We start from the raw sequence: 11,949 nt of genomic DNA on the forward strand, positions 1-11,949 counted from the left end.
TGACTCCTGAGGACTCCCTAGTTATTTATTTATCACTGTTTAACCGGACATGATATTAATACTGTCAAACTATTCACTCACAAGCAAAGAAGCTATTGGAATGATTTACTTTTGAGACTTGTGCTTAGTAGCAGCAACTAAACCACCGATAGTCATTAGACCTAATAAACTAGAAGGCTCAGGTACAGATTCAGATAAGATACCACCTGCTGATGTAATCTCGAAATTGTAGAGACCTTCGTGAGAACCTTCAGCATTTCTGCAAAAACACTGAAATTTTCTCCACAGCCCTTGACAAAACCTCCGACTTATGAACCAAAGCAAACCTCACATACCCTTCTCCAGCTTTACCAAAACCAGCTCCTGGGGCTACTGCAACCCCAGTATTTTTCACTAAGTCCACACAGAAACCTACAGAATTATTGGCCCATGCTTCCGGCAACTTTGCCCAAACATACATAGTGGCCGATGGAGTAGGCACAGGCCAACCAATTCGATCTAATGCCCCAACAAACACATCCCGACGTTGGCGAAAAATATCCACAGTTTCTCGAACTACCTCTTGAAGACCAGTCAAAGCAGCGATCGCTCCATTGAGAATGCCTTGATACTGATTAAAATCAATACAAGCTTTAACCTGTCGCAAAGCTTGAATCAATTCAGTATTACCAATGGCATAACCAACTCGGAAACCGCCCATACTATAAGATTTAGACATAGTAAAAAATTCTATAGAAACAGTTTTTTCTGGGTCAGCTTGAAAAATAGAAGGAGCGATAGATTGTTTTTTGGGTGCTTGAGAAAAGGTATCAAAAACAAAGTCTAAATATGGAGCATCGTGAACTAAGACTAAATTATGTTTTTGGCAAAAAGCAACAGTTTCTTGGAGAAAAGATAAAGGAGCGATCGCTGTTGTCGGATTATGAGGGTAACTCAAAACCATCATTTTTGCCTGAGATAAGACAGCTGGAGGTATGTCTGCCAAAACTGGCAAAAACCCATTTTCTGCCAATAAAGGCATAGGGTAAACTTGACCCCCCGCCAAAAACACCCCACCACTATGAGAAGGATAACTAGGGTCTTGCAGTAAAGCAAAATCACCAGGATTAAGTATAGCCAAAGGTAAATGAGCCGTACCTTCCTGAGAACCAATTAGAGGTAAGACTTCAGTTTCTGGGTCTACTGGAATGTCAAATTTGTCAGTATACCACTGAGCTGCTGCTTGCCGAAAAGCTTGAGTGTTAGAAAATAACGAATAGCCGTAAGTAGTAGAATCTGACAAAGATTGAGCGATCGCTTCTAGAGCTTTGGGAGGCGCTGGTAAGTCAGAAGACCCCAGAGACAAATCTATTAAATCTTGCCCTGCTGCTTTTGCTAATGCTTTTGCCCGGTCCATATCGGCAAATACATTAAAGCTTAGGGGGGCTAAACGTTGTGATAATTGCATTTTGATTCCACCTCTGAATTGACTTGTGTAGTTATTATCTACTTTACTTTTGCCCCAATTTTGTCAATCTTCCAATACCCGCTGTCAAAAGTCAAAATTTGAGAGGCACACAGTCGTACATGGGAATTAGGCAATAATTGAAAATACTTAAATACACCCAACTCCCCATTCTCCCATCTATATTTCCATCAAGATTTTTATATCTGAATTCAGCGATCGCTCTAGGTTTCTCCACCAATCTCTGAAATACACTTGTATTGCATTGTATTATTGCGACATACGCATTAGCGGTACTTTGGGAAAAAATATGTTAAGAACAGCATCAAATCCTTATATAGTCTAGGTTTTACATTTAACCAACCTTTTTCCTGATATATCTAGGTTTTCCTGCGGAATGCTACGCAAAGAGCCATTTTTAGCCAGAGCAACGTATTTCCCTTGCCCCTACTAGCTTTGAAGGCATTTTCGCTATAAAAAATATCAAAGTACTGTTAGTAGAGAAGGGATCTGAATTCAGTGGTCGCTCTAGGTTTCTCCACCAATCTCTGAAATACGTTTGTCTTATACTGTATTATTGCGACATACGCATTAGTAGAAAAGGAATATGTTAACTAGGAGGTTTATAGAACCCTGATGGTATCTTGACCTTGATGACAATTTTGAGCCATGGAGTCTTCGTGGGATAGAGGCAAGAGGAGAAACTGGTATTAGACAGAAAAACGTTGCGTAAGTCCTGAGAATATTGTCAACTACGCAAATTATTCAGTATTCTAAATAAACTACTCTAACTAATAAAATAACAATGACCAAAAAAGAGGGTCAATAGCCTCCCCTTTCAAGGGGATGAAAAAAGTAAACTTCAGTATTTTCTTGCCTCCGACTGAGGCCAGAGGTACTGATAACTGATAACTGATATAGCACTACAAGAATTGGTTAGGACATTTTTCAATCCGAAAATCCTTTTACAGTTTGCTATTCCCTGTTCCCTGTTCCCTATTCCCTAGCGCGTAGCGCTATAACTGATAACTGAAATGACCACACCTTCCTCTGTTACCGTTACCGTTCCCGCAACTACTGCAAATATCGGCCCTGGTTTTGACTGCATCGGTGCTGCTCTCTCCTTATATAACCGCTTAAAATTTTCTATTGCGGATAGCGCAACAGAACTCAAAATTTCTGTCACTGGCAAAGAAGCTGCACGAGTAAGCACAGATAATACCAATCTCGCCTATCAAGCATTCGTCAAATTATATGAACATCTCGACCAAATACCGCCATCTGTAGAAATAGAAATCGACTTAGGCGTACCCTTAGCTAGAGGTTTAGGAAGTTCAGCTACTGCAATAGTCGGAGGTTTACTCGGAGCAAATCAACTGGCGGGACATCCTTTGAATCAAACAGAAATAATGAATTTAGCGATCGCTATTGAAGGACACCCAGATAATGTTGTACCTGCCTTACTCGGCGGCTGTTGTTTAACAGCTTCCACCCCTACTGGTTGGGAAATATGTGATATTCCTTGGCATTCTGATATTGTGCCAGTAGTTGCAATTCCAGATTTTGAACTTTCAACAGCAGAAGCGCGACGAGTTTTACCAACAGAGTACAGTCGCGCCGATGCAATATTCAATGCTGCCCATTTAGGCATTTTGTTAAGAGGTTTAGAAACTGGTAATGGAGATTGGTTAAAAGCTGGAATGCAAGATAAAATTCACCAACCCTACCGTAAGTCTCTAATCAAAGGATATGAAAAAGTCAGATTAGCTGCTTTAGATGCTGGTGCTGATGAAATGGTAATTAGTGGTGCCGGACCGACTTTATTAGCACTGACAAATTCACTCACAACATCAGCAGTAGTAACAGCAATGGCAGATACTTGGAAAAATCAAGGAGTAGTTACAGAAGTAAAAGCTTTAGATATTGATACTACAGGAGCAATTTGTAATTAGCTTGGTGATTTGATAGAAGGCGATCGCTACCTTGGTATAATTGGCAAACAAACACCAATGCTTGTCCAAATTTTCCATAAATTTAGCGATCGTCATAATTTTTTCCTTCTAGATTAAATATACATATAGCACTTTCGGTGCAGACTGGTATGCAAACGTGCAGGTAATATCATCTCCGGATAATTAGACTTGTCGCTTTATAACTTAAAAAATCCTCAAAAACTTTGTTCTGTCAGGATTGTAGCTATTGGCAGCTAAAAAGTTTTGGAATTATTGCTCTGTCTAGGTTGGAGCGATTTTTTCCATCTATTTAGCCACAACTCTATTAGTTATGAAAAAAAACTATCCTTTCAGTTGCTATCGCAAATCTTTTTTTTCTCTCTAAGACCTAGGGACGTTGCATGGAACGTCTGTAGGTCTTAGAGAGAAAAAAACTATCCTTTCAGTTGCTATCGCAAATCTTTTTTTTCTCTCTAAGACCTACAGACGTTCCATGCAACGTCCCTACTACTCCCTACTCCCTACTCACTTATTTATCAGTATTCAACCGGAGGTGATATCACCAAATAAATCATTTTTTGTACCTTTTTCCCAAAAAGCTCTTCCCTGTTCTACCAAGCGTGAAAAAAGAATGTTACGAATAATTAGAAGAGTTAAAATACTTGACATCAGATGTTACAAGTGACTAAAAAGACATCCTAAGAAATGAGACTTAATATATTAATTCTGTACGTCGCCCTAACGACGGAGACCCTAACTGAGTTCCGAGTTCTGACTCCTAAGTACTCACATAATTATTTGTAGCAAACATTTGTCATGCTTGGTATTCCCTGTTCCCTACTTCAGGCCAAAATTTATATCTTTTTCACCAGAGGTCTATTTATCAGTATTCAACCGGACATAATATAACAGGGAACAGAGAAAGACTGTTAAACTATCAGCTCTATTCAATGAGTCAATATTTATATACCCAATTTCAATGCTAAACAGCTTATGCTAAATGTTAATATTAAACATTATTTTTCCTCAGCAGTAATTATTTAACTTTCAAAGTGCGTAAACGATTGATCGCTGCTGCCAACTCAAAACGTCGGAAGATAGCTAAATCTGCTTGTGGAAAAGGAAGCAAAACATCCAAACCTTTAGATTCAATATCTACCATAATAGCATCAACAACTTCTGACAATGTTCGATCACTATCCATGTATTGTTTTTTAGCATAAACCATAGCTGCACCAATCGCCGTTAGTTGGTCTTTACTCACTAACTGTTCAACACTAGAGAGATCAACATCCTCGCTACCAAATACAACCTCATCAACGTCTCGTACTTTTAAACGCACATCTCGTCGTCCCCGACTGGGATCTAAACTTTCTGATAGTGGTATCCGCGCTCGAATTTCGCCAAACTCTTCACCACCTTCAGGAGTACGACCAGTAACATACTTTTCGGCGATCTCTTTAGCTTTTTCTGTAACTTCCCTTGCTTTAAAGTTTTCCATAGCAATGATTTTATCTGCCACTTCAAAATAATCACCACTACCACCCATAACCAAAATTGTTGATACTTGATAGTCATTATATAACTGTCTTACCTTATCAATAAAAGGAGAGATCGGTTCATTATCTTTCGCAATAAGTTCTTGCATCCGGCGATCGCGAATCATAAAATTAGTTGCTGCCGTATCCTCATCTACTAACAATATAGGCGAAGTTGTAGCAATTTCTTCAGGTGGATCTTTTTTAACACCTATCTCCAAAACTTCCATAATATTTGCAGCTTGAGAGGTACTACCACTAGCATTTTCAGTAGTAAATTCAGTAGTAGAACGACCTTGAGGCAATTGATTAATAAACGGCGAAATATCTACACCTGCAACACTACGACCATCCTCTGCCCTAATTTTCACCGCTGCTGGATCTGTCACCACAAATTCACGTCCATCACCAGGAATATGGTTATAAACCCCTAATTCAATCGCTTTAAGGAGAGTAGACTTACCATGATAACCGCCACCCACAATTAAAGTCACACCTTTAGAAATTCCCATGCCAGAAATTTTACCTTGATTCGGACATTCAAGCTCTACCTCCAAAGATGCAGGAGACTGAAATGGTACTACATTCTCAGATGACAAAGGACGACTGTCAACCCCGCTACGACGTGGTAAAATTGCACCATTAGCAACAAAAGCAACCAAATTTTTTTCCACCAACTGCTTCCGTAAAGAATCTGTATCTTCTACAGTTTCTACATGACGGCGACAAGCATCAGCATCTAATTGTTCATATTTGAGACTCCGATGAACAATATAAGGCATATCATCACACAACATTTCTGCGGCCTGTCTGCCTAGAATACGACGACCATTTGCCGGTAATCCAACTATTAACCGTACTTCAACACCTTTTTGAGGATTGTTTTTTAATTTTATCGGTTTTCCTCTTTGTAAAGCGGGGTTTGAGCCAGGAGAAACAACTTTAGGAGCTGGAGGATCTATATTAGCCAAATATACCGATGTTCGTTCCAGCACTTCCTGTCCCATTTTCGTAATTGCCACCATCCCACTTTTGCCAGTGCCACGGCGTCCACTGACCTCATAAGCCATTCTGTCAAATTTACGAGTCAGGAAATCTCGTAGGGCAACTTCTCGAATTGGACTTTTATAAAGTTCTGGAGGAAAAGCAGCAACTGTATAAGGCACCTGTACCCGAAGTTTACTAGGAGCGCCAAAGGGGTCTCCCTGAATATAATCAATGATTAGGGTAAAGTCAGGAAATTCGTAACTACCTTGAATGTCTCTGTAGGCTTTGTAGTTACAGTTGTCTAGGTCTAAAAGTTTCTGCCTCAGAGTTTGTTGATTAGTCATTTTTCAGGTATCAGGTGTCATTTCAGTTATCAGTTATCAGTTATCAGTTCCTCTGGCTGTGAGCTTCCGCATTCCGCAGGAAAGTCAAAGGCTTGAAATACTGAAGTTTATTTTGTTTATTCCCCTTCAAGGGACAGGAGACCTTATTTTTTGGTCACTATTAAGATTTTGTATTTGACGATTGATCTTTTATAGTCAGTGCCTGTAAGAATACAGAGTATTTTATAGATTAGAACATATATTTAATCAGTAACCAAAAACCTTACAGTAAAATTTGTAATTATGGTCTAATGATAACCATTATTTTCCAAAATGTATAAGTTAATCCAAACCTCTAATTATACTCTTGCTCAAGTATAATATCAAGCCTAAAAATCAGAAAAAAAAGATAAGAAATATTTTACTACTGAGTATAATAGGAAAATTTCGTTGGATTTAGTTATACTGAAAGTCAGATAAAAAATTGGGTATCAGACAAACAACCAGTCCAAATATCTAAATTAACAGCAAAAAAGATAGAGCAATTCATTGGTCAAGTTTTAGGCGATCGCTATCGTATCCAATCTGTACTTGGCGGTCAAACTGGTCGTAGAACTTTTCTTGCTAATGACTTACAAACAAATTTGTTGGTTGTTGTGAAGTTGTTGCTATTCAGTCCTGACTTCACTTGGGAACAACTGAAACTGTTTGAGCGGGAAGCTGAGGTGCTGAAATTTATCGAACATCCAGCTATTCCTCAATACCTGGATTACTTTGATGTAGAGATGGGGTTAGGAAAAGGTTTTGCCTTAGTTCAAACTTATATTGAGGCTAAATCTTTTATCTCGATTTTATTTGGAACAATTAGATTTCGTATTACTCAATCAAAGATTTCTCACTCTTTGGAAATATTCGGGTTGAGGTGGTGGCAATTAACTGCACCTCGACAAAAGATTACACAAATTGAAATTACCCCCTCATATATAATACAAAGAGAGCGAAGGAGGTACTCTTGCAGTACCTCCTAAAATTAACATTTGGGTAGGAACGAAGAAATTCACAGTAGGTGATAATTTAAGATGGAATAATAATTTCGACTTGACTCCCCCTGAGCGTGATTGCCTTGCTCAGGAGTTAAGCTCCTGGCTAAATTTACCGATTAGCAGGAATTTTTAATAAAAAATTTTGACTCGCCAAAAGGTTAAAATTCAGGAAGGAAAAATCACTAAGTCTTGGGAAAAGATGAAGAATGCTTAGAGGTTGTACTCCCATCACAATGAAATTAAGTTGGAAGTAGTCAAGTATCCTAACTAACAACTCCCTACTCCCTACTTCCTGTTAATTTCTAGAATACCTTTGTCACCATCAAGATTGGCCTCAACTCCCACAGGTAAAGCAGCATTAGGACCATCGTGGCCAAAAGGAAGTTCGGAAACAATGGGAATGTTTAGATCGGACAGGCGATCGCGCAATACGTCTTCAACAGTAAACTCTGTATTATTCATAAGGCCAGGGGAACATTGACTAAACCGCCCCAGAGCAATACCATTTACCTGCTGTAAAACCCCAGCCATCCGCCAGTGGGTCAACATTCGGTCAATACGGTAAGGAACTTCATTTGTATCTTCTAAGGCTAAAATTGTCCCAGTCAAATCTGGTTGATACTTAGTGCCTAATAAATGACCAGCTACAGTCAAATTTGCAGGCATTAAATATCCCTTTGCCTGGCCTCCACCCCAACCATTGCCCTTTAAAGGTTCTAGGGAACGACCCTCTACCAAGTCAAATAGTCGTTGAATTGACCACTCTGGTTCTGCAGCTAAAGTAGTTAATAATGGACCATGAACACAGGAAAAATTGCTAATTTTACTAAAAGTCCACAACAGGGCAGTAATATCAGAAAAACCAATCAACCATTTAGGAGCAGGCAATGAAAAATCATTGAGGTTTGGCCAGTTTTCGAGTAAGCGAGTCGTACCATAACCACCCCTAGAGCAGAGAAGACCACGATAATTTTCATTACTCATCGCTGCTATTAATTGAGTGAGGCGACTTTCGTCTGTACCTGCTAAATAACCCCATTTCTCATCATAACCAGGAGTTAATTCTACTTGGTAGTCATGCGATCGCCAAATTTCCACTCCCTTTTCAAAAGCATCTAATTCTCGCAGACAACCGCTTGGTGAAATAACTTGTAGTAAGTCACCAGGTTTTAACCAATTTTGATTTAGCATATTATTATTGTAGAAGGAAAAAGGAAGAAGTTTGATTATTTATCTTCCGTTATTTGAACTATAGCAACCGTCAGGTTGATTAGGATAATTAGTGGGAGCATCTTGCTCGCGTTATGAATCATATCATGTCCCCTAGTGTCGTTTTTGTAAAAGTTAGCGTGAATATCTACAGCATATTTAAGTTTTTTCAGGCTTTTAAGCCTTCTTCCCTCTTACTTCTTCCTTACCCTTACCAAAGTTATGTTATAATTTTATCCATTCTTTCAACAGTAATGGTATTGATTGAACTAGGGACAAATCATCTAATGATATCAGCTACGATCGCCTCCGCTCCAATGAAAAGAAAGCGGTCGTTTTGCTGGCGCACAACTCCGTTAACGCTGCGCGATATGTTTGCGGAGTATGACCTAGGAAAAAGCGGAGCTTCCCGTAGGGTGGGATGGCGATCTTCGGAGCGGGTCTGCAAGAACGGGTCTCCTCGCCATATCCAATCGACCAAGAGAGAGGATGTATTTCGGTTTCTTTCCCATCTCCCCATCTCCCCATCTCCCCATCTCCCCATCTCCCCATCTTCCCATCTCCCTCTATCATTACGGCGACACCACTACCTAACTTGATTCACAACTAAAATATTACGATTTCGGTCACCTACTCGTTTATACATAAACTTATCAACACTGTCTTTTGCTAAATATATTCCTAATCCACCTATAGGGCGTTTATCTAAGGTTTGTTGTAAAGTTTCTTCTGTTACCATTTCTGCTTGAGTAGGGTCATAAGGTATGGCTGTATCTTCAATATAAACAGTTAAATTGTGCTCATTTATTTCTGCTTGTACAGAAATATCTCCTGCTAAACCAGCTTTATCATAGCCATGAGTAATAATATTTGTTGCTATTTCATCTACTGCTAAACGTAATTTATATGATGCTTTTTTTTCTAAACCAGCTTCTTTTCCTGCCGACATAATATACTGACCAATTTTTCCTAAAGAGTCTAGGTTAGCTGACACTATTAAAGGTTTCATAATGCTCCTTTTTTTTTAGTTTTTTTTAGTAATAATTTTCATCTTTTGTGTGGCGGGTTTAATACCCCATCGTCACCCGCAGTCCTTAAAATTGTTTTGGGTTTGAATCCCACCATGCAATTCTCCCTTCTACCTCCCCCCTTTGAAAGGGGGGAAGGGGGGGATACCTTCTGCCTTATGCCTTCTTCAATAATTTCGACGCACCGCTAATATTGTAATATCATCAAATTGTGGCGCATCATCCATATAATTAAATAAATTATCTTTAATGCGTTCCATCAATTCTGAGGCAGAATTAGCAGATTTTTCTACTATTTCTTTTAGCTTATTATCTGTAAATAACTTTCCATCAGGAGATTTTGCCTCAGTTACTCCATCAGTATAACCTATTAATATATCTCCCCTTTCTAAATGAACCTGCTGAATTCCAAACTGCATATTTGGCATCATTCCTACCGCAGGACCAGTAGAATTTAATAGTTGTTTTATTATACCATCTTGATTAACAATAAATAGCGGTTCATGTCCTCCATTAATATAGCTGAGTATACCCGTTTTCGGATCTAGCACCCCAAAAAATAATGTGGCAAACATACTCATTTGCCAATGTTTTTCTGCAACATAGTTGTTTGTAAGACGAACAGCTTGAAGAGCATTCTGGTGAGCTAAGTTAGTTGCATTTGACTCACCTATCCAATCAGAATTTTTAGGTTTATGTGCTTGAAGTATAGGAGCTGCTGTTCCTCGGAATTGAATTTCCCCAGAAAAAATACGAATTAAGCTGCGGAATAGAGCCATAAATAATGCTGCCCCTACTCCTTTATCACAAACATCTGCAATTACTAATCCTATTTGATTGTTATCAAATGTGAAAGCATCGTAAAAGTCTCCTGCCACTTGCTTTGCTGGATGAAAACAAGCAACTATTTCCCAATCATCCAACTTAGGAAGATCGTAGGGAAGAAAGTCTATTTGAATCTGTCTACCCTTTTCCAATTCATTGTCTAGAGCTTTAGAATAAGTATCGAGTTGCCCATAAAGTCTGGCATTTTCTAATACTAATCCGATGTGTTCCGCTATAGCTTGCATTGACTCTGCCATTCTCAAAGTAAAATGATTTGTTTGAGAATGCAGCAAGGTAATGATACCAAGCAACTCTTTTTTTCCATTGATAATTGGAACACCCAATGCTGAACGAACTATATAAGGTTGATCGGGTAAAGTCAACCAGCGGTCGTCTTGTTCGGTATCTGTAATTAGTCCTAGCTCAAGGTTGCGACTTACCCAACCTGCTAACCCTTTATCTAAAACATTACCAATTAATTTAGCACGTTGTTCTGGAGTTACTTCCGCGCGAGTCAGAATAGCATCTATAATTTTTCCAGATGCGGGATCTAGTAAAAATAAACTTCCTTTCTCCGCATTACAGGATACATCAGCACAAACATCTAAAGTTTTTTGTAAAGCTCCTCTAATAATTCCTCCTGGTGAGCAATGACAACCTCTTGTGACTTCTATCAGTATTTTTTGAGCGAGTCGGAAAGCCACCATTTCATCTTGGAGTTTAGTCATCTCCTGACGTAGTGAGTCTATTTCTGCTCTCAAGTTTTCTTCTGTAGATACCATTGTTTCTAATACTCTTAGCCTTATTTTTAGGTAGTCCTGCATAGTAATTGTATACAGGAAAAAGGAATATATGGTATGGGAGCAAGATGCTCCCACTGCTATGCAGCGTCCCTTTGGCTCTGACTAAAATGGTGAAAAGTCAACTTAATCTCATAAATTCAAAGCCTCCATCCCCGTGTCTCCGTGTCTCCTGTGTCTCCGTGTCTCCGTGTCCCCGTGTCTATCGAGAATGAAACAGCCCTGGGGGGTAGGGGGGATGTCTTCAGCATAGCTGCCTTGTTCCATCTACGGGGGAACGGTTGTTCGCCCCCACTACTGACTATTTCTTCAATGCATAAATTTTATTTAAATATTCTCTATCTTAGCTGCATCATATTCATCCAGTAAATAAATACTTTGATCGAAACCTGTTTTCTTGATGGTATCCAGCACCATTTCTTGAACACCTACCATATAAATATCAACACCTGTGCCCATTTTTTGTTTAGAGAAAATCAATACCCGGAGACCCGCACTTGCCATATACTCTAGGTCATTCATCATCAAAACAAGTCTTTTCGGACTTTCGGCTGCTGCTTCCTCTACTTTTTCCTTAAAAGCTGGAGCAGTAGACCCATCTAGCTCTCCAGATAAAGTTATTTTAGCGATGCCGTTTGTTGTTTCTAGATTTGCTGTAAAAGCCATAATTTTCCCTTATTTATTAATTTCGTCGTAATTTATACTACTGAGCGATATTTTTGGTTTTTCTATCATATCATTAGCGAGGGAACAGGGAACAGGGAACAGGGAACAGGGAACAGGGAACAGGGAACAGGGAA

Annotated in this window: 10 protein-coding genes; 2 read left to right on the forward strand and 8 right to left on the reverse strand. The window is 39.1% G+C overall.

All coding sequences use genetic code 11. The annotated features are described in order from the left end of the window. Positions 1–105 precede the first annotated feature (105 nt). Together D5R40_RS42865 and D5R40_RS25255 are read right to left on the reverse strand one after the other, a co-directional pair. Positions 106–324 (reverse strand): PEP-CTERM sorting domain-containing protein, encoded by a 219-nt coding sequence (locus D5R40_RS42865; RefSeq protein ID WP_124155404.1) that lies wholly within the window; start codon positions 322–324, stop codon positions 106–108. Beyond that, the gene (locus tag D5R40_RS25255) at positions 251–1,447 is read right to left on the reverse strand and encodes an LL-diaminopimelate aminotransferase (RefSeq protein WP_124155405.1); all 1,197 of its coding nucleotides are present in this window, start codon (positions 1,445–1,447) and stop codon (positions 251–253) included. The genes D5R40_RS42865 and D5R40_RS25255 overlap by 74 nt, the downstream gene beginning before the upstream one ends. Before the next feature lie 1,031 nt (positions 1,448–2,478). Between D5R40_RS25255 and thrB the strand changes: the two genes are divergently transcribed. Beyond that, positions 2,479–3,396 carry a homoserine kinase gene (gene thrB / locus D5R40_RS25260; protein ID WP_124155406.1) on the forward strand — a complete coding sequence of 306 codons (918 nt, stop codon included), beginning with the start codon at positions 2,479–2,481 and terminating at the stop codon, positions 3,394–3,396. A 1,036-nt stretch (positions 3,397–4,432) separates the two neighbouring features. Here the strand turns inward: thrB and D5R40_RS25265 are convergent. Further along, positions 4,433–6,265, reverse strand: a complete 1,833-nt coding sequence (locus tag D5R40_RS25265) for an ABC-ATPase domain-containing protein (protein ID WP_124146751.1) — start codon at positions 6,263–6,265, stop codon at positions 4,433–4,435. Between the two features lie 623 nt (positions 6,266–6,888). On the opposite strand from D5R40_RS25265, the gene D5R40_RS42170 reads away from it, so the two are divergent. Then, positions 6,889–7,272 carry a hypothetical protein gene (locus D5R40_RS42170; RefSeq protein ID WP_205127692.1) on the forward strand — a complete coding sequence of 128 codons (384 nt, stop codon included), beginning with the start codon at positions 6,889–6,891 and terminating at the stop codon, positions 7,270–7,272. A gap of 300 nt (positions 7,273–7,572) precedes the next feature. Here D5R40_RS42170 and D5R40_RS25275 read toward each other — a convergent pair whose 3' ends face one another. The 5 genes from D5R40_RS25275 to D5R40_RS25290 form a co-directional block, all read right to left on the reverse strand. Continuing rightward, a complete protein-coding gene (locus tag D5R40_RS25275; RefSeq protein WP_124146752.1) occupies positions 7,573–8,478 on the reverse strand; it encodes a S66 peptidase family protein in 906 nt (301 codons plus the stop codon). Between the two features lie 298 nt (positions 8,479–8,776). Then, positions 8,777–9,040: a hypothetical protein gene (locus tag D5R40_RS36035; RefSeq protein WP_161564665.1), complete on the reverse strand. Its 264-nt coding sequence runs from the start codon at positions 9,038–9,040 to the stop codon at positions 8,777–8,779. Positions 9,041–9,082: 42 nt separating this feature from the next. Next, on the reverse strand, positions 9,083–9,505 hold the full coding sequence (locus tag D5R40_RS25280; RefSeq protein WP_124146753.1) for an ATP-binding protein: 423 nt from the start codon (positions 9,503–9,505) through the stop codon (positions 9,083–9,085). 186 nt (positions 9,506–9,691) lie between these two features. Next, positions 9,692–11,131 carry a GAF domain-containing SpoIIE family protein phosphatase gene (locus tag D5R40_RS25285; RefSeq protein WP_124146754.1) on the reverse strand — a complete coding sequence of 480 codons (1,440 nt, stop codon included), beginning with the start codon at positions 11,129–11,131 and terminating at the stop codon, positions 9,692–9,694. Between the two features lie 345 nt (positions 11,132–11,476). Further along, on the reverse strand, positions 11,477–11,815 hold the full coding sequence (locus D5R40_RS25290) for an anti-sigma factor antagonist (RefSeq protein ID WP_124146755.1): 339 nt from the start codon (positions 11,813–11,815) through the stop codon (positions 11,477–11,479). Positions 11,816–11,949: the final 134 nt, after the last annotated feature.

Origin of the sequence: Okeania hirsuta (genome assembly GCF_003838195.1) — a bacterium.
Taxonomy (GTDB): Bacteria; Cyanobacteriota; Cyanobacteriia; order Cyanobacteriales; family Microcoleaceae; genus Okeania; species Okeania hirsuta.